Origin of the sequence: Streptomyces sp. NBC_00158, assembly GCF_045160885.1 — a bacterium.
GTDB lineage: Bacteria > Actinomycetota > Actinomycetes > Streptomycetales > Streptomycetaceae > Streptomyces.
In genome coordinates this window covers 2,953,775-2,974,086 of sequence record NZ_CP108161.1, presented here as the reverse complement: position 1 = coordinate 2,974,086, position 20,312 = coordinate 2,953,775, and the positions used below count along the sequence as shown (strand labels likewise).

At 72.0% G+C, this 20,312-nt stretch carries 23 protein-coding genes and 4 tRNA genes; 19 read left to right on the top strand and 8 right to left on the bottom strand.

The window, feature by feature from the left end; all coding sequences use genetic code 11:
- The first annotated feature begins 34 nt into the window (after positions 1-34).
- The 4 genes from htpX to OG553_RS13515 are packed head-to-tail and all read left to right on the top strand — an operon-like array spanning position 35 to position 2,941.
- A complete protein-coding gene (htpX, locus tag OG553_RS13530) occupies positions 35-898 on the top strand; it encodes a zinc metalloprotease HtpX (RefSeq protein ID WP_405979215.1) in 864 nt (287 codons plus the stop codon).
- Entirely contained in the window at positions 895-1,287 is a 393-nt protein-coding gene (locus tag OG553_RS13525) for a YccF domain-containing protein (protein WP_405979214.1), read from the top strand. The genes htpX and OG553_RS13525 overlap by 4 nt, the downstream gene beginning before the upstream one ends.
- Positions 1,284-2,369: a hypothetical protein gene (locus OG553_RS13520; RefSeq protein ID WP_405979213.1), complete on the top strand. Its 1,086-nt coding sequence runs from the start codon at positions 1,284-1,286 to the stop codon at positions 2,367-2,369. Before OG553_RS13525 ends, OG553_RS13520 begins: the two co-directional genes overlap by 4 nt.
- A 50-nt stretch (positions 2,370-2,419) precedes the next feature.
- Positions 2,420-2,941 carry an SMI1/KNR4 family protein gene (locus OG553_RS13515; RefSeq protein WP_405979212.1) on the top strand — a complete coding sequence of 174 codons (522 nt, stop codon included), beginning with the start codon at positions 2,420-2,422 and terminating at the stop codon, positions 2,939-2,941.
- Here the strand turns inward: OG553_RS13515 and OG553_RS13510 are convergent.
- From OG553_RS13510 to OG553_RS13500, 3 genes are all read right to left on the bottom strand, one after another.
- Positions 2,919-4,163 carry an APC family permease gene (locus OG553_RS13510; RefSeq protein WP_405979211.1) on the bottom strand — a complete coding sequence of 415 codons (1,245 nt, stop codon included), beginning with the start codon at positions 4,161-4,163 and terminating at the stop codon, positions 2,919-2,921. The two genes, OG553_RS13515 and OG553_RS13510, sit on opposite strands and share 23 nt — an antisense overlap.
- A gap of 51 nt (positions 4,164-4,214) precedes the next feature.
- On the bottom strand, positions 4,215-5,642 hold the full coding sequence (locus tag OG553_RS13505) for a SulP family inorganic anion transporter (protein WP_405979210.1): 1,428 nt from the start codon (positions 5,640-5,642) through the stop codon (positions 4,215-4,217).
- A gap of 253 nt (positions 5,643-5,895) precedes the next feature.
- Positions 5,896-6,384: a YajQ family cyclic di-GMP-binding protein gene (locus tag OG553_RS13500; protein ID WP_362460472.1), complete on the bottom strand. Its 489-nt coding sequence runs from the start codon at positions 6,382-6,384 to the stop codon at positions 5,896-5,898.
- Between the two features lie 204 nt (positions 6,385-6,588).
- On the opposite strand from OG553_RS13500, the gene OG553_RS13495 reads away from it, so the two are divergent.
- Positions 6,589-6,670, top strand: a tRNA-Tyr gene (locus OG553_RS13495).
- A gap of 64 nt (positions 6,671-6,734) precedes the next feature.
- On the opposite strand, the gene OG553_RS13490 is transcribed toward OG553_RS13495, so the two are convergent.
- Positions 6,735-7,244, bottom strand: a complete 510-nt coding sequence (locus OG553_RS13490) for a hypothetical protein (RefSeq protein ID WP_405979209.1) — start codon at positions 7,242-7,244, stop codon at positions 6,735-6,737.
- Between the two features lie 106 nt (positions 7,245-7,350).
- On the opposite strand from OG553_RS13490, the gene OG553_RS13485 reads away from it, so the two are divergent.
- Positions 7,351-7,791 (top strand): DUF3574 domain-containing protein, encoded by a 441-nt coding sequence (locus tag OG553_RS13485; RefSeq protein ID WP_405979208.1) that lies wholly within the window; start codon positions 7,351-7,353, stop codon positions 7,789-7,791.
- 92 nt (positions 7,792-7,883) lie between these two features.
- On the opposite strand, the gene OG553_RS13480 is transcribed toward OG553_RS13485, so the two are convergent.
- On the bottom strand, positions 7,884-8,540 hold the full coding sequence (locus OG553_RS13480) for an SDR family oxidoreductase (protein WP_405979207.1): 657 nt from the start codon (positions 8,538-8,540) through the stop codon (positions 7,884-7,886).
- Positions 8,541-8,594: 54 nt separating this feature from the next.
- Positions 8,595-9,866, bottom strand: a complete 1,272-nt coding sequence (locus tag OG553_RS13475; protein WP_405979206.1) for an amidohydrolase family protein — start codon at positions 9,864-9,866, stop codon at positions 8,595-8,597.
- Positions 9,867-10,194: 328 nt separating this feature from the next.
- Between OG553_RS13475 and OG553_RS13470 the strand changes: the two genes are divergently transcribed.
- The 10 genes from OG553_RS13470 (at position 10,195) to OG553_RS13425 (ending at position 16,132) form a co-directional block, all read left to right on the top strand.
- Positions 10,195-10,267 (top strand) — tRNA-Thr (locus OG553_RS13470).
- Between the two features lie 48 nt (positions 10,268-10,315).
- Positions 10,316-10,388: transfer RNA gene (locus OG553_RS13465), tRNA-Met, on the top strand.
- Positions 10,389-10,474: 86 nt separating this feature from the next.
- Entirely contained in the window at positions 10,475-10,639 is a 165-nt protein-coding gene (gene rpmG / locus OG553_RS13460) for a 50S ribosomal protein L33 (RefSeq protein ID WP_007265873.1), read from the top strand.
- A 131-nt stretch (positions 10,640-10,770) separates the two neighbouring features.
- Positions 10,771-11,223, top strand: coding sequence for a MaoC family dehydratase N-terminal domain-containing protein (locus OG553_RS13455; RefSeq protein WP_405979205.1), 453 nt, complete (start codon positions 10,771-10,773; stop codon positions 11,221-11,223).
- Between the two features lies 1 nt (position 11,224).
- Positions 11,225-11,653, top strand: a complete 429-nt coding sequence (locus OG553_RS13450; RefSeq protein WP_405979204.1) for a MaoC family dehydratase — start codon at positions 11,225-11,227, stop codon at positions 11,651-11,653.
- A 373-nt stretch (positions 11,654-12,026) separates the two neighbouring features.
- The gene (locus OG553_RS13445) at positions 12,027-12,620 is read left to right on the top strand and encodes a TetR/AcrR family transcriptional regulator (RefSeq protein ID WP_405979203.1); all 594 of its coding nucleotides are present in this window, start codon (positions 12,027-12,029) and stop codon (positions 12,618-12,620) included.
- An 80-nt stretch (positions 12,621-12,700) separates the two neighbouring features.
- Positions 12,701-14,152 carry an MFS transporter gene (locus OG553_RS13440; protein WP_405979202.1) on the top strand — a complete coding sequence of 484 codons (1,452 nt, stop codon included), beginning with the start codon at positions 12,701-12,703 and terminating at the stop codon, positions 14,150-14,152.
- 26 nt (positions 14,153-14,178) lie between these two features.
- Positions 14,179-14,577, top strand: coding sequence for a DUF3291 domain-containing protein (locus OG553_RS13435; protein WP_405979201.1), 399 nt, complete (start codon positions 14,179-14,181; stop codon positions 14,575-14,577).
- The gene (locus OG553_RS13430) at positions 14,578-15,678 is read left to right on the top strand and encodes a UDP-N-acetylmuramate dehydrogenase (protein ID WP_405979200.1); all 1,101 of its coding nucleotides are present in this window, start codon (positions 14,578-14,580) and stop codon (positions 15,676-15,678) included. It begins immediately after the preceding gene.
- A gap of 1 nt (position 15,679) precedes the next feature.
- On the top strand, positions 15,680-16,132 hold the full coding sequence (locus OG553_RS13425) for a hypothetical protein (RefSeq protein WP_405979199.1): 453 nt from the start codon (positions 15,680-15,682) through the stop codon (positions 16,130-16,132).
- Here OG553_RS13425 and OG553_RS13420 read toward each other — a convergent pair.
- Complete coding sequence (locus OG553_RS13420; RefSeq protein ID WP_405979198.1) at positions 16,086-17,105, bottom strand: adenosine deaminase; 1,020 nt, start codon at positions 17,103-17,105, stop codon at positions 16,086-16,088. The genes OG553_RS13425 and OG553_RS13420 overlap by 47 nt on opposite strands.
- 184 nt (positions 17,106-17,289) lie before the next feature.
- A complete protein-coding gene (locus OG553_RS13415) occupies positions 17,290-18,516 on the bottom strand; it encodes a pyridoxal phosphate-dependent aminotransferase (RefSeq protein ID WP_405979197.1) in 1,227 nt (408 codons plus the stop codon).
- 195 nt (positions 18,517-18,711) lie between these two features.
- Here OG553_RS13415 and OG553_RS13410 point away from each other — a divergent pair.
- The 3 genes from OG553_RS13410 (at position 18,712) to nusG (ending at position 20,161) form a co-directional block, all read left to right on the top strand.
- Positions 18,712-18,784: transfer RNA gene (locus tag OG553_RS13410), tRNA-Trp, on the top strand.
- Between the two features lie 105 nt (positions 18,785-18,889).
- Positions 18,890-19,171 carry a preprotein translocase subunit SecE gene (gene secE / locus OG553_RS13405; RefSeq protein WP_405979196.1) on the top strand — a complete coding sequence of 94 codons (282 nt, stop codon included), beginning with the start codon at positions 18,890-18,892 and terminating at the stop codon, positions 19,169-19,171.
- A gap of 84 nt (positions 19,172-19,255) precedes the next feature.
- Complete coding sequence (gene nusG / locus OG553_RS13400; RefSeq protein WP_405979195.1) at positions 19,256-20,161, top strand: transcription termination/antitermination protein NusG; 906 nt, start codon at positions 19,256-19,258, stop codon at positions 20,159-20,161.
- Positions 20,162-20,312: the final 151 nt, after the last annotated feature.

The following is a 20,312-nucleotide window of genomic DNA, read 5'->3' as shown; positions in this document are numbered from 1 at the left end:
GGGCTCCCCTGCCGCACCACTTGGAGGGCGTACCGTGCACCGCCGGCACAACGGGCTGAAGACCGCCGTACTCCTCGGCGGGCTGTCCGCACTCATCATCCTCATCGGAAGCTTCTTCGGACGGGGCGGCCTGATAGTCGCCGTCCTCGTCGCCCTGGGGACGAACGCCTACGCGTACTGGAACAGCGACAAGCTGGCTCTACGCGCGATGCGCGCCCGTCCCGTCAGCGAGTTCGAGGCCCCCGAGCTCTACCGCATGGTCCGCGAGCTCTCCACCTCCGCGCGCCAGCCCATGCCCCGGCTCTACATCTCCCCGACCGAAGCCCCCAACGCCTTCGCGACCGGCCGCAACCCGCGCAACGCCGCCGTCTGCTGCACCGAGGGCATCCTGCGCATCCTCGACGAGCGCGAGCTGCGCGGGGTCATCGGGCACGAGCTGAGCCACGTCTACAACCGCGACATCCTCATCTCGTCCGTCGCCGGAGCACTCGCCTCCGTGATCATGTTCCTGGTGAACTTCGCCTGGCTGATCCCGATCGGCCGCTCCAACGACGACGAGGGCCCCGGCATCTTCGGCATGCTGCTGATCATGATCCTCGGCCCCCTGGCCGCCTCCGTGATCCAGCTCGCCATCAGCCGCTCGCGCGAATACGAGGCCGACGCCTCCGGCGCCCAGCTCACCGGCGACCCGCTCGCCCTGGCCAGCGCCCTGCGCAAGCTCGACGCCGGCACCAAGCAGCTCCCGCTGCCCCCCGAGCCCCGACTGGAGACCGCGAGCCACATGATGATCGCCAACCCCTTCCGGCCCGGCCAGGGGCTCTCCAGGATGTTCTCGACCCACCCGCCGATGGCCGAGCGCATCGCCCGGCTCGAACAGATGGCAGGACACAGCCGGTGAAAACCATCCTCAACATCATTTGGCTCGTGCTCAGCGGCATATGGCTGTTCCTCGGCTACTGCGTCGCGGGCCTCATCCTCTGCGTCACCATCATCGGCATCCCCTTCGGGATAGCCGCCTTCCGCATCGCCCTCTACGCCCTCTGGCCCTTCGGCTACACCACCGTCGAACGCCACGACGCGGGCGCGCCGTCCTGCGTCGGCAACGTCCTGTGGCTGGTCCTGGCCGGCTGGTGGCTGGCCCTCGGTCACATCGTCACCGGCATCGCGCTCTGCGTCACGATCATCGGCATCCCCTTCGGCATCGCCAACTTCAAGATGGTCCCCCTCTCCCTCCTCCCCCTGGGCCGCGAGATCGTCCCCACGGACGCCCCCTTCGCCTCCCGGTGACGGCCGGCATCCGCTTCGCCCTGTGGGGCGAGGACGAGGACCACGAGGACGAGCAGCTCTGGGCGCTGTGCGAGGACGCGGAGAACCTGTTCGCCGACCCGCCGGAACCGGTGCGGCGACGGTACGAGCTGCGCGGCTTTACCGCGGAGGGCGAGATCCCGGCCGCGCTCGGATTCCTCGTGGTGCAACCGCTCCACGAGGACGGCGCACCCACGCGGGAGTGGTACCTGGAGCACGCCCGGGTCCTCACCACCCGCGCCCGCGGCGCGTCGCGGCAGGACGTCACCGTCGAGGCCGTCCGCTCCGATCACCAGCCGCCCCACCCGGCGGGCTCCGCCGCAGCCGTGGGCTTCAGCCTGTCGGACCGCCAGGACCGGCTCCTGGGCCACTTCCAGGACCTCGCCGAGGTGCCGCACGCCGAAGAGCCTCCGCCGCACATGGTGCGCCTCCTCGGCTGCGAGGTGCGCGGACCACTGCTGGACGTGCTGGAGGGCAGGGAGGACCGGCCGCTCGGGTACCGGTACCTGGACGCCCTGGACGCGTCGGGCGGGCTCCTCTCACGGGCGGGCCACCCGCACGTCGTCGACCGGCAGCCCTCGGCACGCGGGCCGGGCCTGTACGACCTGACCGTCCGCATGGACCCCCAGCCGCCCGTCGTCGCCGGCATCTGGTCGCTGTGGCGCGAGGGCCGTCCGGCCGTCCCCAACCTGTGGGCGCCCTTCGACAGCACCGGCCGTGAGCTCTGGCTGGACCCCGCCCTGGCACACAGAGAGGGCCCCGACCGGCCCGCGGGAGGCACCTACCACCTCGACGGGAGACACGTCACCGATGCCGAGGGCTTCTTCTGCGCCCTCGGCGAGGCGGTCAACGGCCCGGGCGGCTACTTCGGACGCTGTATGAACGGTGTCGCGGACGCCCTGTGCGGAGGCTTCGGAGCCAAGCTCCCCTTCACCCTGGTCTGGCACGACCACGAGGTGGCCCGCCGCAGCCTCGGCCTCCAGCCGCTGGTCGGCCGCCCCGCCACCTTCGACGAACTCCTCGCATTCCTGGCAGGAGAGGGCGTCGAGGTCGTCCTCGCCTGAGTTGTCCACAGGCCCCGGCGGCTGTCAGTGGGGTGCGTCACCATGAACACATGAACGAAACCGAGCAGTTGCTGGAGCAAGTCGCCGACCGAGTACGAGCTGCCGTGCGCGAGGACGGCGAGGCCCTTCCCGAACCCCTGGCGGACGGCGAGGCCGAACGTGCCGCGCAGGCCCTGGGCTTCGCCCTCCCGCCCCTCCTCACCGCGCTCTACACGCGCATCGGCGACGGCGGATTCGGCCCCGAGTACGGCCTGCTGCCGCTGCGTCAGGCCATAGCGGAGTACGAGGCGGGTCGCGCGTCCGACTGGGGCTGGCCCGAGGGCGTCCTGCCGATAGCCGACCTGGGCTGCGGCATGTCCGCCTGCGTGGACTGCCGCTCCGACACCGCGCGGATACTGCTCTTCGAGCCCAACCCCGGGGAGCGCGACCTCGCCTGGTACCTCAAGTCCCCGAGCCTGGCCGGCTGGCTGCGCGACTGGCTCGACGGCACGGGCTGGTTCCGCGAGGAATGGGACGAGGACGGGATGGAGGTGACCCCCTGGGCGGAGTTCAGCTCCCGGTGCGCGGCCTGAGCCCACCCCGCCGCACCGCGTAGACCAGCGCGCCCACCGCCAGTACCGCAGCCCCCGACACCGCCGACGCGAGGGGCAGCGCACACGCCAGCACCACACAGCCGGACAGCCCCACCGCTGCCACGGCCCGGTCCTTGACAGCTGAACCGAGAGTCCACGCGGAAGCGTTCGCGATCGCGTAGTAGACCAGCACTCCGAAAGAGGAGAAGCCGATCGCGCCCCGCAGATCGGCGGTGGCCGCGAGCACCGCCACCACCGCACCCACCGCGAGCTCCGCGTGGTGCGGCACCTGATGCCGCGGATGCACGGCCGCCAGCGCGCGCGGCAGATGGCCGTCCCGGGCCATCGCCAGGGCCGTCCGCGACACCCCGAGCACGAGGGCCAGCAGAGAGCCCAGCGCGGCCAGCGCCGCGCCCGCCCGGACGACGGGGGCCAGTCCGGGCCAACCGGCCGCACGCACCGCATCGGCCAGCGGCGCGGCCGACGCCGCCAGGCCGTCAGTGCCGAGCACCGACAGGACCGCCACCGCCACGGCGGCGTACACCAGCAGCGCGATCCCCAGCGCGAGCGGCACCGCGCGCGGGATCGTGCGCGCCGGATCACGCACCTCCTCGCCCAAGGTGGCGATCCGGGCATAGCCCGCGAAGGCGAAGAACAGCAGCCCCGCCCCCTGCAACAGCCCGGCCGCCCCCCACCCGCCGCCGGCCAGGGCACCCGGATCCGCCGCACCGGAGCTCAGGCACACCACGACGACCCCGGCCAGCACCGCCAGTACGGCCGCCACGATCAGCCGGGCGATCCGGGCCGACTTCTGCACCCCGCCGTAACCCGCGGCGGTCAGCGCCACCACCGCCGCGACGGCCACCGCGTGCTGCCGTCCCGGCCACACGTACGCCCCGACGGTCAGCGCCATCGCCGCACAGGAAGCCGTCTTGCCGACCACGAAGCCCCAGCCGGCCAGGTACCCCCAGAACGGGCCCAGCCGCTCGCGGCCGTAGACGTAGGTCCCGCCGGAGGCCGGGTACCGGGCGGCCAGCCGGGCCGAGGACCAGGCGTTGCAGTACGCCACCAGGGCCGCCACCGCGAGGGCGGCTAGAAGCCCGCCGCCCGCCGCACCCGCCGCCGGGGCGAGAGCGGCGAAGATCCCCGCACCGACCATGGCGCCGAGTCCGACCACGACGGCGTCGCAGACCCCCAGAGTGCGCTTCAGCTCGTTCTCCACGGGCGGAGGGTAGCCGCGCCGGGTTACGGGCCGGCTGGGGGGAGGCTCCGCCTAGCTGACGCCCTCCCGGCCCGGGAGCCGCACGCGCCCGCGCTCCCACCCCTCCAAAGCGGTCAGGCAGGCGTGGTCCAGGTGCCGCAGCCCGCTGAGGTCCAGCCGCACCGACGGCCCGTGCGGCAACGCCTCCAAGGCGTCCAGCAGCTTCGGCAGCCGCAGGAAACTTGCGTTCCCCACGACCCGGACGCACAGCTCGTCGCCCTCCCAGACCTCCTCGATGTGCACGTGCGAGGTCTCCCAGGCAGCCTTGGCCACCGCCAGGCCCAGCCCGATCAACACCCCCTCGAAGAGGCTGGTGGCCACGATCGACACGGCGGTCACCACCAGGACCACCGCCTCGCCCCGGTGCGTCCGCCACAAGGCCGCCACCGCCCGGGCCGGCAACAGCTTCCAGCCCGCGTGCAGCAGCACCCCGGCGAGCGCCGCCAGCGGAACCACCTCCAGCACCTGCGGAAAGGCCACCGCGAACAGCAGCAGCCAGCCGCCGTGCATGATCCGGGCCGCCCGGGTACGGGCCCCCGCCTCCACGTTCGCCGAACTGCGCACGATCACGGCGGTCATCGGCAGCGCTCCGAGCAGCCCGCACACCGTGTTCCCGACGCCCTGCGCCACCAGTTCCCGGTCGTAGTCGGTGCGCGGCCCGTCGTGCATCCGGTCGACGGCCGCCGCACTGAAAAGGGTCTCGGCGGAGGCGATCAGCGCGAGCGCGACCACGGTCCCGACGGCTCCGACCGACGCCAGCACCCCGAAGCCGGACCAACCCGGCGGCGCCACCGCGTCCAGCACCCCCGTCACCCGGACCTTCTCCACGGGCAGCCGCAGCACCGCGGCCACGGCGGTGGCCGCCGCCACCCCGACCAGCGCGCCCGGCACCAGCCGCGCCCGGGCCGGCACCCGGCGCCACAGCACCAGCACGGCGATGGTCCCCGCGCCCAGCGCCACGGCCGCCCAGTCGGCCTCCGCCCCCAGCTCGTGCACCGCGGCCATCTTGGCGAGGGTCCGGCCGGGAGCCTCCACCCCGCCGACCGCGTAGAGCTGCCCGGCGATCAGCACGAGCCCGATCCCGGCCAGCATCCCGTGCACCACGGCCACCGAGATCGCCCGGAACCACCGCCCGAGCCGCAGCACCCCCATGCCCAGCTGGAGCACCCCGGCGGCCAGCACCAGCACCCCGAGCGCGGCCGGGCCGTAGCCCTGCACGGCCTCGTAGACCAGCACGGTCAGCCCGGCCGCCGGACCGCTGACCTGGAGGGCGCTGCCCCGGAACCAGCCGGTGACCAGCCCCCCGACGATCCCGGTGACGATCCCCAGCTCGGCCGGTACGCCCGAGGCGACGGCCACCCCCACACAGAGCGGAAGCGCGACCAGCGCGACGACGACGGACGCGCCGAAGTCCGCTCGGAAATTGCCGGCCCCGGGCATGCGGGAACCCCCTCGTCACGCGGTGATGGATGTCACCCAGCGTGGTGGGCGCATCCGCCCCCGCCCAGTCACCACCGGGAGGCCGGGCAGGAGCACGCGCCGCTCACGCCCCGCACACACCTTGCGCTCCCCGCCGGGCGCCCGCGGCGAATGACGAAGGGCACAACGCGGGCGGCCGCCGGTGCGCCCGGCGATCCGCCCCCGTTGTGCCCCACGGGTCCGCTCAGTGACGCTCGCGCGCCTCAGCGGTGGTTCAGCGGTAGTTCACGAACTGGATCGCGAAGTCCAGGTCCTTGCCCTTGAGGAGGGCCTGGACGGCCTGGAGGTCGTCACGGCTCTTGGAGCTGACGCGCAGCTCGTCACCCTGGACCTGGGCCTTGACACCCTTGGGGCCCTCGTCACGGATGATCTTCGCGACCTTCTTGGCGTTCTCCTGGGAGATGCCCTCCTCGATCGACGCGAAGATCTTGTACTCCTTGCCGGACAGCTGCGGCTCGCCGGCGTCCAGCGCCTTCAGCGAGATCCCGCGCTTGACCAGCTTGGTCTCGAACACGTCGAGGACGGCCTTGACGCGCTCCTCGGAGACCGCCTCCATGAGGATCTTGTCGCCGGACCAGGCGATGGTCGCGTTGGTGCCCTTGAAGTCGAAGCGCTGCGAGAGTTCCTTGGCGGTCTGGTTGAGGGCGTTGTCGACCTCCTGCCGCTCGACCTTCGAGACGATGTCGAAACTGGAGTCGGCCATGTGCTGTGGCTCCTTGAAGTCGGCTGTGATGGGCCCCGGAGGGCCGCGGCCGGACATCCCCGGACCGCTCCGCAAAGCCTAGCCACCACGCCCACGTGGGGCGCTGATCAATCCGGTGGCGAACCACCCCCGAGCATCGGGTATCGTTTACGTCGTTGCCAGGGAACAACGCCGAAAGGCGGAGGAACCGAAGCGACGTCCCATGGCGGTGTGCCCGAGTGGCCAATGGGAGCGGACTGTAAATCCGTCGGCTTAGCCTACCCAGGTTCGAATCCTGGCGCCGCCACGCGAGTGGAACCCCCGTTCATCTGCGGAAACGCAGTGGGCGGGGGTTTCTTCGCATTCCCCGCTCAGGCCCCCGGCGGGGTGACCGTCAGGTGGTAGGTCGTGTCGATCCAGAAGCCGTTCGCCGCCGCCGCCTCCACCTCCAGGACGAACTGCCCCGGCGGCAGGGGCTCCAGGGCGCACCACAACCCCCAGGCCACCTGCGGTATCGCCCGCAGCGGGAAGGGCTTCGAGGAGAACTCGCGCAACTCCAGCGGCGAACTGTTCAGGGCCGCCGAAGCCCGGGCCACCTCCAGCCGCCACGGCTTCGTCAGGAACGGCACCGCCGCCCGCTTGGTGTTCAGCACCGGGAAGAACAGCGGCCGGCCCGACGGGATGCTGCACCGGCGCACCACCCGGCCGCCGTAGGTCCCCGCCAGGAACCACACGTCCCGCGGCTGACGCCACCCCGCGTACGCGCCCGTCGTGTCCCCCACCGGGCTCTCCTCGTCCGGCGCGGACAGGGCCCACCGCCACCACCGGGCCGCGAGCCGGCCGCCCTCCGCCGCGCTGACGCGCCACTCGCCGTCGCCCATGCCCCACCCCGGAACCCCGTACGGCCGCCCCCTGCGCCCGATTTCCGGGTGACCCTATCGGCCCCCCGCCACGCACCGAAGCGGTCGGCCGGTCGTTTCACGGGGCATGACATGGACTTCGGACAAACGCGGCAAAGCCGGAGGCGGCGTACTCCTCGCCCTGCTCGGCGCCGGCATCCCGGCCCTGGTCGGAGCCGCCCTGCACGGCCACACGGGGGAGCCCTACCGGGAGACCCGGCTGCACTTCGCCGCGCAGCGCCCCGACGGCCGGGAGCCCGTCACCAAGGGGGAGTTCACCCGGTTCCTGGACCACGAGGTCACCCCCGCCTTCCCCGACGGGCTCACCTTCCGGGACGCGTACGGACAATGGCGCGGAGACGACGGCGCCATCGTCCGCGAGCCCGGCTACGAGGTCGTACTGCTCTACCCCCGAAAGGAGGCCGACGAGCGCGGCACCCACGTCGAGCGGATCCGCCGACAGTACGAGAAGCAGTTCCGGCAGCACGCCGTCCGGCGCACCGACGGCGAGGTACAGGCCGGTTTCTGACACCCGGTCGGCAGGCATCGGCGTACGGGCGGTGGCGTACGGGCCGCGGCCTACGAGCAGCGGCGTACGGGCAGGCCGGCGGGGACCCCGCGTCAGTTGCCCGCCACGTCCTTCACGGCCACCGGGACCGGAGCCGATCCCGTGACGAGCTCCAGCGTCAGCCCCGCCGTCGCCGGAGTCTCGACCAGCTCCGCCAGCACCGCCGCCACGTCGTCGCGCGGCACGAGCCCCCGGCCCGTGTCCGCCTCCAGCCGGACCAGACCCGTACCGGCCGCATCCGTCAGCTGCCCCGGACGCAGCACCGTCCACTCCAGCCCCAGCCGGGTCCGCAGGTGCGCGTCGGCGTCACCCTTCGCCCGCAGGTACACGTCGAAGACCTCCTCCCCCTCGTGCCGCGGGTCGGCGCCCATCGTGGAGACCATCAGGAAGCGCCGCACGCGCGCCCGTTCGGCGGCGTCGGCGAACAGCACCGCCGCAGCCCGGTCCACGGTGTCCTTGCGCGCCGCACCGCTGCCGGGACCGGCACCCGCGGCGAACACCGCCACGTCCGCACCCTGCAGGATCCCCGCGACGTGCTCGACCGAAGCCGACTCCAGGTCGCACAGCACCGGTTCGGCACCGGCCTCCCGCAGGTCGCCGCCCTGCTCCGGATCACGGATGATCCCCGCGACCTCGTACCCGCGCGCGGCGAGCAGGCGCTCCAGCCGCAGCGCGATCCGACCGTGTCCACCCGCGATGACGATGCGCATGTCCCGACCGTACGACGACCCGCCCGCTCACGCCCGCGAACACCCCGCGAACCGCTACGGCCCCGGCTCCGTACGGCCCTGCCGGGGCAGGTCCAGGGCCACCGCGACCGCCGAGTCGCAGTACTCCCGCACGGCACTCGTACGGGCTACCACCCGCCCCCGGTGGATCACGATCCGGCTGTACGCCAGCGACAGCACCCCGGAGATCCGCTCCCCGCGCACCGCGAGCAGCTCCGCCGGGAACCCGGCCTCCACCCGCACCTCCGGCAGCCCCATCGCCTCCCGCGCGGCGGCGCTCACCGTCTCGTACGCCTCGCCCGCGCGCAGACCCCCCTGGGAGGCCAGCAGGTACGCGGCTTCGAGCGGGTCGCCCCGGCCGACCGGGTTCCCCGCGTCCCGCAGCGCCCCGCTCCCGGCCGCGACGAGGACCCCGGCCGAGCGCAGCAGCCGGACGGGGGCGGTGCGCAGCCCGCGGCGCTCCAGGGCCGCGCAGTCGCCCTGGGGCAGACAGGTCACGCGTACTCCGGCGGCCGCGAGCCGGTCGGCCGCGCGGGTGGCCGAGTCCAGCGGGAGCCGGGACAGGCCCCCGCACGGGCCGATGCTCACCCCGGGCCGCAGCCCCCCGGCCATGGCCGCCAGCCGGGCCAGCCGGCCCGGGTCGTCACCGTCGGTGTGCAGGTCCACCGGGCAGCCGTGCTCCGCGGCCAGCTCCAGGACCGCCTCCAGGAAGCCCGTCGGGTCGGGGTCGAGGTCGGGACAGCCGCCGATCACCGAGGCGCCCATCTTGACCGCGTCCCGCAGCATGGCGAGCCCGTCCGCGCCCGCCACGCCCGTCAGCAGCCGGGGGACGGCCACCGCGGTCAGGTCCGCGAGCCCGCGCAGGGAGCGGCGGGCCTGCAGGACGGCCTCCAGGGGCCCCAGCCCGTGCACGTCGCCGATCCGGACGTGGGAGCGCACGGCGGTGGCCCCGTGGCCGAGCTGGAGCAGGGCCGCCTCGGTGGCGCGGCGCTGCACCTCGTCGGGCGCGTACGAGACCGGCCCCTCGCCGTCGGCGGTCAGCGCGGTGTCCCCGTGCGCGTGCGGCTCCGCGGGGGCGGGCAGGAGCAGGTACCCCCGCAGGTCGACCCGGGACAGGGCGGGGGCGGGCAGGCTGCCCGCGGTGCCCACGGCCTGGATGCGGCCGCCGCTGAGCCGGACGTCGACGGTACGGCCGTCCGTGAGCCGGGCTCCGGTGAGCAGCAGCCCCGCGGCCTCGGGGGCGGGCCCGCCGGCGGGATTGCGCGGGGAAGGGGAGGGGGAGGGCTGCTGCGGCTGGCTGTCGGACATCGCGCTCCTGCGGTGGCTCGGGCGGTTCCTGTGCCGTGGCCGCAGCCGGCGGCCCAAGATCACGCAGCGTGCCCCGAGCCTAGGGCGCGGGGGTCCCGGGTTCGCGGAGGAGCGCAATAGTCGTACCGGTGTGGTCCCGGCGGGGGCGGGAGCGCGGCGGGGGTGCGGCAGGAGCGCGGCGGGAGTGTGACCCCGGGCACAAACGGGCCGTTTCCGGGCCGGGAGGGGCGCGGGAGTCCCGTGGAAAGGCGGGGGCGCGGCTTCGGAGCCCAGTCCCCCCAAAGGATTTGGGCGATCGGCTGGCAACCGTGTAATGTCTTCCTCGCTCGCCCCAATAGCTCAGTCGGTAGAGCGTCTCCATGGTAAGGAGAAGGTCTGCGGTTCGATTCCGCATTGGGGCTCTGGTGAGAGAGTCCCCCCACCCTCGGGTGGGGGGAGGATCTCATCAAAGCGGCGTAGCTCAGTCGGTAGAGCAAGCGGCTCATAATCGCTGTGTCACCGGTTCAAGTCCGGTCGCCGCTACACCCAGTAGCCGATTGCGGGGTCGGTCTCCCGATCGGCTACTCTTTTATGCGTTCATCCGTCCCAATCCGTCAAGGAGCACTCACGTGGCTGCCACCGACGTCCGCCCGAAGATCACGCTGGCCTGCGTGGAGTGCAAGGAGCGGAACTACATCACCAAGAAGAACCGGCGTAACAACCCGGACCGCATGGAGATGAAGAAGCACTGCCCGCGCTGCAACTCGCACACCGCGCACCGCGAGACCCGCTAGTCACTGGCGAAGTCTCGAATATAGGCACCGTCATGAGGTCGTCCCCTTCAATGGGGGCGGCCTTGTGTCGTTTCCGCACCGGATCTTGATCCGGCCCTTCAACGTGTCCCTGCAACAGGAGGCAGTGAGTCATGGCCCTCGATCAGACCTTCGTGGGGCGGACCTACCCGCCCACCGAGCCGTACGAGGTCGGCCGGGAGAAGATCCGCGAATTCGCCGTCGCGGTGGGTGACGCGAATCCCGTCTACACCGATCCCGAAGCCGCCAAGGCGTTCGGTCACCAGGACGTGATCGCCCCGCCGACTTTCGTGTTCGCCATCACCTTCGCCGCGGCGGGCCAGGTCATCGAGGACCCGCAGCTGGGCCTGGACTACAGCCGCGTCGTGCACGGCGACCAGAAGTTCGCGTACGTCCGCCCCGTGCGCGCGGGCGACCGGCTCACCGTGACCTCCACCATCGAGGCCGTGAAGTCCCTCGCCGGCAACGACATCATCGACATCCGCGGCGAAGTCCACGACGAGTCCGGCGAGCACGTGGTGACCGCGTGGACCAAGCTCGTGTCCCGCGCCCCCGAGGAGGCCTGAGATGACCGCGCAGATCCACTACGCCGACGTCGAGGTCGGCACCGAGCTCCCCGCGGCGTCCTTCCCCGTGACCCGCGCCACGCTCGTCCGCTACGCCGGCGCCTCGGGTGACTTCAACCCGATCCACTGGAACGAGAAGTTCGCCAAGGAGGTCGGACTGCCGGACGTGATCGCGCACGGCATGTTCACCATGGCCGAGGCGATCCGCGTGGTCACCGACTGGGTGGGCGACCCGGGCGCGGTCGTCGAGTACGGCGTCCGCTTCACCAAGCCGGTCGTCGTCGCGAACGACGACCAGGGCGCGCTGATCGAGGTCACCGCGAAGGTCGCCGCCAAGCTGGACGACAACCGCGTACGGGTCGACCTGACGGCCATGAGCGCCGGCCAGAAGGTCCTCGGCATGTCCCGCGCAGTGGTGAAGCTGGCCTGACCAGCGGCCCCCTCGGGGCCGGGGTCTCAGTGGTACGAGGCCCGGCTGGGCGGGGGCTGCGGCCCGTGCGGCGGGGGCGGCGCGGGGCGGGGGGAATGGTGCGGGCGCGCTATCACCCCCGCGAGGGGGTGGGGGCGGGTCGGCGGCTGCCCACCCGCCTCTTTGGGTACGGGTCCGGGGCCGGGATCAGGACGCGGGGCGGTGGGGTGGGGGAGCGGTACTCCCAAGGCCGCTCAGAGGCCGTTCCAGGGGCTACCGCCCCCCGGTACCCCGCCCGGCGTCCCACCCCCACCCCCACCCCCACCCCGCTCAGCCCCGCCGAAACCCCACCCCACCCCTTGCCAAGTTAGTGACTGAGTACTAACTTCCAAGCATGGCAAGGATGAGTGCGGACGAGCGGCGCGAGAGCGTCGTTCGCGCGGCGATCCATGAGTTCGCGCGCGGTGGGTACTACGGGACTTCGACCGAGGCGATCGCCAAGCGGGTCGGGGTTTCGCAGCCGTATCTCTTCCGGCTGTTCCCCGGCAAGCAGGCGATCTTCCTCGCCGCCGCCGCGCGGTGCATCGAGCGGACGCGAGAGGTGTTCGCCCGGGCCGCGGACGGGCTCGTGGGGGAAGAGGCGGGGAAGGCGATGGCCGCGGCGTACCACCGGCACATCACCGAGGACCCGCAGGTCGTGCTGATGCAGCTGCAGATGTACGTCACCGTCGCCGCCGCCGAGGCGGCCGGCGACCGGGAGTTCGGCGAGCTCGTACGGGCGGGCTGGCTGGAGCTCTGGGACACCGTGCGGGTTCCGCTCGGCGGGGACGTCGGCGAGACGACCACCTTCATGGCCTACGGCATGCTCATCAACACCCTCACGGCGATGGGCTTCCCGGCCGGTCACCGCATCTGGGAGGGGTTCCACACGCCGGGCCGGTCCGAGACCCAGCCCGAGACCCCGTCCGAGACCCCGCCCAGGGCGTAGCGCCACCACTGACGGCTCCGCCGTCTTTGCTGGCCCGCGAAAGTTAGTAACTGATAACTAACAAACCTCAGGGGGAACCAGTGACCCAGCAAGCAGGAGCGAAGCTCGACCGGCCCGCCGTCTGGGCGCTCGTGCTCACCGGGGCCGCCAGCTTCATGGCCGCCCTCGACAACCTCGTCGTCACCACCGCCCTCCCCGCCATCCGCGCAGACCTCGGCGGTGGGCTGGAGGACCTGGAGTGGACGGTGAACGCCTACACGCTCACCTTCGCCGTCCTGCTGATGTTCGGCTCCGCCCTCGGCGACCGCTTCGGCCGCCGCCGGCTGTTCATCGCCGGTCTCGCCGTCTTCACCGGGGCCTCCGCGGCGGCCGCCCTCGCGTCCGGGATCGACCAGCTCATCGCCGCCCGCGCCGTACAGGGCGTGGGCGCGGCGGTCATGATGCCGCTCAGCCTCACCCTGCTCACCGCCGCCGTCCCCGCCGCCCGGCGGGGTATGGCCCTGGGGATCTACGGGGCCGTGAGCGGGCTGGCCGTCGCCAGTGGCCCCCTCATCGGGGGCAGCCTCACCGAGCACATCTCCTGGCAGTGGATCTTCTGGCTCAACGTCCCCATCGGCCTCGCCGTGATCCCCCTCGCCCGGCTGCGGCTGGCCGAGTCCAAGGCTCCGGACTCCCGTCTCGACCTCCCCGGCACCCTCCTCATCAGCGGCGGCCTCTTCGGCATCGTCTACGGCCTGGTCAACGCCAACGCCGAAGGCTGGACCAGCGCCCCCGTCCTGACCGGCCTGATCGCCGGCTCCGCCCTCGTCGGCGGCTTCGTCCACCACGGATTCCACAACGCGAACCCCATGCTCCCCATGCGGCTCTTCCGCAGCCGCGGCTTCTTCGGGATCAACTTCGCCAGCCTGCTGATGTACCTCGGCATGTTCGGGTCGATCTTCCTGCTCAGCCAGTTCCTCCAGGGCGTCGCCGGATACTCGCCCACCGAGGCCGGGCTGCGCATGCTCCCGTGGACCGGCATGGGGATCGTCGTGGCCCCGCTCGCGGGGATCCTGTCCGACCGGATCGGCGGCCGCCCGGTCGTCGTCGCCGGGCTGGCGCTCCAGGCGCTCGGTCTCGGCTGGTTCGCGACGGTCCTCGACACCGACGTCTCGTACGCCGCGCAGCTCCCGGCGCTCGTCCTCAGCGGGATCGGGATGTCCCTCTACTTCGCCCCGGCCAATCACGTGCTCATGTCCACGGTGACCCCCGCCGACCAGGGCCGGGCCTCCGGGGTCAACAGCGCCCTCCGCGAGGTCGGCGGCGCCCTCGGGGTCGCCGTCCTGGCCTCCGTCTTCTCCGCCCGGGGCGGCTACGACACCCCGCAGACCTTCACCGACGGCACCGTCCCCGCCCTGTGGATCGGCGCCGCCGCGGTGGCCCTGGCGGCCGCCCTGGCCCTGCTGCTCCCGCGCCGGGCGAAGGCGGTCACCGTCACCGCCGCGCCGGAGCCGGTCACCGCGGCCGCCCCCGCCACCACCCCCGTCGCCTGACCCGAGAAGAGAACGGAGACACCCTCATGCCCGACATCCCCTGGCTCACGCCCACCCAGGCCGCCCCCGGGGCCGAGGTCTACGTCATGGCCTCCCGCTTCGAGACCTCCACCCTCCTCGGCGCCGTCAGGTTCTTCCTCAAGGCACCCGGCATCATCGGCCAGATCCGCAAGGCCCCCGGCGCCCACGGAGCCGCCCTCCGGGCCCGCGTCCTCGGCCGGACCTTCCTCACCCTCTCCGCCTGGGAGGACCGGGACGCCCTCTACCGCTTCGCCCGCAGCGAGCCGCACCGCTCCAGCTCCCGCGCCGCCAGCGCGTACATGAAGGAATCCGCCTTCACCTTCTGGACCGTCCCGGCCTCCGCGCTCCCCATCACCTGGGACGAGGCCGAGCGCCGGCTGGCGGAGCAGAAGCAGGGCTACTGAGTGCCCCGCCGGGATGCGAGGGGGACGGACCGTACTCTTGTCCACGTGCAGGAACTCCACGACGCCCCCCTCGCCCCGCTGACCACCTTCCGCCTCGGCGGCCCCGCGGCCCGGCTGGTCACCGCGACCACCGACGCCGAAGTGGTCGAAACCGTGCGCGCCGCGGACGAGAGCGGTACGCCGCTCCTGGTCATCGGCGGCGGCAGCAACCTGGTCATCGGAGACCAGGGCTTCGCCGGAACCGCCCTGCGCATCGCCACGACCGGGTTCACCCTCGACGGCACCACCCTGGAGCTCGCCGCCGGGGAGAACTGGTCCGACGCCGTCGCCCGCACCGTCGAGGCCGGGCTCGCCGGCGTCGAGTGCCTCGCCGGGATCCCCGGCTCGGCCGGCGCCACCCCGATCCAGAACGTGGGCGCGTACGGCCAGGAGGTCTGCGACACGATCACCGAGGTCGTCGCCTACGACCGCACCACCGGCGAGACGGTCACCCTGACCGCCGCCGAGTGCGCCTTCCGGTACCGCAACAGCACCTTCAAGGACCAGCCCGACCGCTACGTCGTCCTGCGCGTGCGCTTCGCGCTGGAGGACGCGGGCGGCCTCTCCGCCCCGATCAAGTACCCCGAGACGGCCCGCGCCCTCGGCGTCGAGGCCGGCGACCGCGTACCGGCCGCCCTGGCCCGCGAGACCGTGCTGCGCCTGCGCGCCGGCAAGGGCATGGTCCTGGACCCCGCCGACCACGACACATGGTCGGCCGGCTCCTTCTTCCACAACCCGATCCTGACCGACGAGGCGTACGCGGCCTTCCTGGCCCGCGTCCAGGACCGCCTCGGCGCCGAAACCGCCCCGCCCGCCTACCCGGCCGGCGAGGGCCGTACGAAGACCAGCGCGGCCTGGCTGATCGACAAGGCCGGCTTCACCAAGGGCTACGGCACGGGCCGGGCCCGCATCTCCACCAAGCACACCCTCGCCCTCACCAACCGGGGCGAGGCCACCACCGAGGACCTGCTGACCCTCGCCCGGGAGGTCGTCGCGGGCGTCCACGCGGCCTTCGGCGTCACCCTCGTCAACGAGCCGGTGACGGTGGGCGTCGACCTCTGACATGCACTGCCCCCTGCACGGGGCCGGTACGGACCCCACACGGCTGGTGGGGCGCGAGATCCGCCGGGTCGTCGCGTCCTGGCACATCTGCGAAGGCGAGCGCTCCGAGGCGCCCCTCGACGTCTGGCTGATCGACAGCGTCGGCGAGTGCACGCGCATCACCACCGGGTCCGACCAGTGCCTCATCGTCGAGTGCGCCGAGCCGCACGAGCCGTACGACCTGGGGGAATGGGGCCGGATCGAGGTCGGCGAGGACCTCGGCGAGCACCCCTTCCTGCGCCACCTCGGCCAGACCGTCGAATCGGTCGCCGAGTTCGCGCTGCCCGAGCAGGGGCGCACCCACCTGGAGATCGGTTTCCCCGACGGTCACCGGGTACGGGCCGACTGCCACGAGGGCGACCTGCGGCTCACCCGGCCAGCCAGTGATCGACCCCGTCCAGCAGCTTCGCCTTGACCTCCTCCGGCGCGGCAGAACCCCGCACCGACTGACGGGCCAGCTCGGCCAGCTCCGCGTCCGTGAAGGCGTGGTGGCGGCGCGCGATCTCGTACTGGGCCGCCAGCCGGGACCCGAAGAGCAGCGGGTCGTCCGCGCCCAGCGCCATCGGCACCCCGGCCTCGAAGAGGGTGCGCAGCGGCACGTCCTCGGGCCGCTCGTAGACGCCGAGGGCGACGTTGGAGGCCGGGCAGACCTCGCAGGTGATCTGCCGGTCCGCGAGCCGCTGGAGCAGCCGGGGGTCCTCGGCCGCGCGTACGCCGTGCCCGATGCGGGAGGCCTGCAGGTCGTCCAGGCAGTCGCGGACGGAGGAGGGGCCGGTCAGCTCGCCGCCGTGCGGGGCCGCGAGCAGGCCGCCGTCGCGGGCGATGGCGAAGGCGCGGTCGAAGTCGCGGGCCATGCCGCGGCGCTCGTCGTTGGAGAGGCCGAAGCCGACGATGCCGCGGTCGGCGTAGCGGACGGCCAGGCGGGCCAGGGTGCGGGCGTCGAGGGGGTGCTTCATGCGGTTCGCGGCGATCAGGACCCGCATGCCGAGGCCGGTCTCCCGGGAGGCGCTGTCGACGGCGTCGAGGATGACCTCGACGGCCGGGATCATCCCGCCCAGGAGGGGCGCGTAGGAGGTCGGGTCGACCTGGATCTCCAGCCAGCCGCTGCCGTCCCGGACGTCCTCCTCGGCCGCCTCGCGGACCAGCCGCTGGATGTCCTCGGGCTCGCGCAGGCAGTTGCGGGCGGCGTCGTACAGCCGCTGGAAGCGGAACCAGCCGCGTTCGTCGGTGGCCCGCAGCTTGGGCGGCTCCCCGGCGGTCAGGGCGTCGGGGAGGCGGACGCCGTACTTGTCGGCGAGCTCCAGCAGGGTCGACGGGCGCATCGAGCCCGTGAAGTGCAGGTGGAGGTGGGCCTTCGGCAGAAGCGTGAGATCGCGTACGTGCTCCATCTGGTGATCCTGCCGCATCGGTCACCCGATTGGCAGCGGATTACCTGAACGGGACGTTGCCCGAACATGAATCTGACGCCCGGGCAGGCGGGGCCGCGGTCCGGCGGGGCCGGGACGCGCCGGAGCGGCGCCGCCCCCGTGGGGGTGACGCCGCTCCGGGTACCGCAGCGGAACCGCCGGAGGCCTAGGCCTTGGCCTCCGCCAGGAGCTTCTGGATCCGGGACACGCCCTCGACCAGGTCCTCGTCGCCCAGGGCGTAGGACAGGCGCAGGTAGCCCGGGGTGCCGAAGGCCTCGCCCGGGACGACCGCGACCTCGACCTCGTCCAGGATCAGCGCGGCCAGCTCGACGGAGGACTGCGGGCGCTTGCCGCGGATCTCCTTGCCGAGCAGCTCCTTGACCGACGGGTACGCGTAGAACGCGCCCTCCGGGGTCGGGCAGAAGACTCCGTCGATCTCGTTGAGCATCTTCACCATCGTCTGGCGGCGGCGGTCGAAGGCCTTGCGCATCTCGGCGACGGCGTCCAGGTCGCCCGAGACGGCGGCCAGCGCGGCGACCTGGGCCACGTTGGAGACGTTGGAGGTGGCGTGCGACTGGAGGTTGGTCGCGGCCTTGATGACGTCCTGCGGGGCGATGACCCAGCCCACGCGCCAGCCGGTCATGGCGTACGTCTTGGCGACGCCGTTGACGATGATGCACTTGTCGCGCAGGGCCGGGACCAGCACGGGCAGCGAGGTGAACTTCGCGTCGCCGTAGACGAGGTGCTCGTAGATCTCGTCCGTGAGGACCCACAGGCCGTGCTCGGCGGCCCACTCGCCGATCGCCTTCGCGTCTTCCTCGCTGTAGACCGCGCCGGTCGGGTTGGAGGGGGAGACGAACAGGACGACCTTGGTGCGCTCGGTGCGCGCGGCTTCCAGCTGCTCGACGGAGACGCGGTAGCCGGTGGTCTCGTCGGCGACGACCTCGACCGGGACGCCGCCGGCGAGGCGGATCGACTCCGGGTAGGTGGTCCAGTACGGGGCGGGGACGATGACCTCGTCACCCGGGTCGAGGATCGCGGCGAAGGCCTCGTAGATGGCCTGCTTGCCGCCGTTGGTCACCAGGACCTGGGAGGCGTCGACCTCGTAGCCGGAGTCGCGCAGCGTCTTGGCGGCGATGGCCTTCTTGAGCTCGGGAAGGCCGCCGGCCGGCGTGTAGCGGTGGAACCTGGGGTCGCGGCAGGCCTCGACCGCCGCCTCGACGATGTAGTCCGGCGTCGGGAAGTCGGGCTCGCCCGCGCCGAAGCCGATCACCGGGCGCCCGGCGGCCTTGAGGGCCTTGGCCTTGGCGTCGACGGCGAGGGTGGCGGACTCGGAAATGGCGCCGATGCGGGCAGACACCCGGCGCTCGGAGGAAGGCGTTGCAGAGGTCATGGGGCCAATCGTCCCAGACGGCCGAGAAGGCCCGCACACCGTTTCAATCACCGGACGGAGCAGATCCGGATGTCTTCTGTTCGACGTCACGGCCCGGACCACGTACACTCACCTGTCGTTGGTCCTCAACAGCCGCCCCAGAGCGTGAGCACTCCGTGCACTCGCCCGGATGCGGTAGGTTGGGGAACGCAACAAAGGGTCGTAGCTCAATTGGTAGAGCACTGGTCTCCAAAACCAGCGGTTGGGGGTTCGAGTCCCTCCGGCCCTGCTTCACACTCCTTCTCGGATGTGTGCGCAGGTACGTACTTCGATGCAACGCCGTGCGGCGCAACCGGGCGCGGCTACGGCCACGACCCGGATTCAGGTGAGAGACGTGACGGACGCCCTGGGCTCCATCGACATGCCTGACGCCGACAGCGACACTCGCGAGAAGAAGGCCCGCAAGGGCGGCAAGCGCGGAAAGAAGGGCCCCTTCGGGCGTCTCGCGCTGTTCTACCGCCAGATCGTCGCGGAGCTCCGCAAGGTCGTATGGCCCACCCGCAACCAGCTCACGACGTACACCACCGTGGTGATTGTCTTCGTCGTCATCATGATCGGTCTGGTGACCGTGATTGACTATGGGTTCCAGGAAGCCATCAAGTTCGTCTTCGGCTGATCCCCGCGGAGGGCGGCGCCTTGATGGGTGCCGCCTTTTTTCGCATGTTCCACCACCTTTTGTATCCAGGAAGAAGCAGCCACCGTGTCTGACCCGAACCTGAACGCGAGCCACGACTCCGTCGAGTCCGTCGAGGACCAGCTCGACATCGTCGAGGCGGCGGACGCTGTGGACCCCGACGAGGTCGAGCTCGCCGACGCCGAGGCCGGCATCGCCGCCGAGGAAGCCGCGCTCCACGTCGAGGACGAGGTCGACGCCGAGGCTGACGAGGACGCCGACGAGGACGCCGAGGACGAGGGCGACATCGAGGACGAGGCCGACGTCGAGATCGAGGCCGTCGAGGAGGCCGCCCCGGCCGAGCCCGCCGAGCCCGTCGACCCCATCCAGGCCCTGCGCGACGAGCTGCGCCTGCTGCCCGGCGAGTGGTACGTGATCCACACCTACGCGGGCTACGAGAAGCGCGTGAAGGCCAACCTGGAGCAGCGCGCCGTCTCGCTGAACGTCGAGGAGTTCATCTACCAGGCCGAGGTGCCCGAGGAAGAGATCGTCCAGATCAAGAACGGCGAGCGCAAGAACGTCCGGCAGAACAAGCTGCCCGGTTACGTTCTCGTCCGCATGGATCTGACGAACGAGTCCTGGGGCGTCGTCCGCAACACGCCGGGCGTCACCGGCTTCGTCGGCAACGCGTACGACCCGTACCCGCTGACCCTCGACGAGATCGTCAAGATGCTCGCCCCCGAGGCGCAGGAGAAGGCCGCCAAGCAGGCTGCGGAAGAGGCCGGTCTGCCCGCGCCCGCCGTCAAGCGCACCATCGAGGTCCTGGACTTCGAGGTCGGCGACTCGGTCACCGTCACGGACGGCCCGTTCGCCACGCTCCAGGCGACGATCAACGAGATCAACCCGGACTCGAAGAAGGTCAAGGGCCTCGTCGAGATCTTCGGCCGCGAGACCCCGGTCGAGCTGAGCTTCGACCAGATCCAGAAGAACTGATCTTCCGGATTCAAAGCTTCCGAACCAGGTCAGACCAGCCCGTAAAGGGCGGTCTGACCTGCTCGGTTTTTAGCCCCGCGCCCATACCCGTTATCGTGGTGCGGTATGCCTCCATCCGGATGACCGGAAGGACGGCTGAAAACTCTCACTA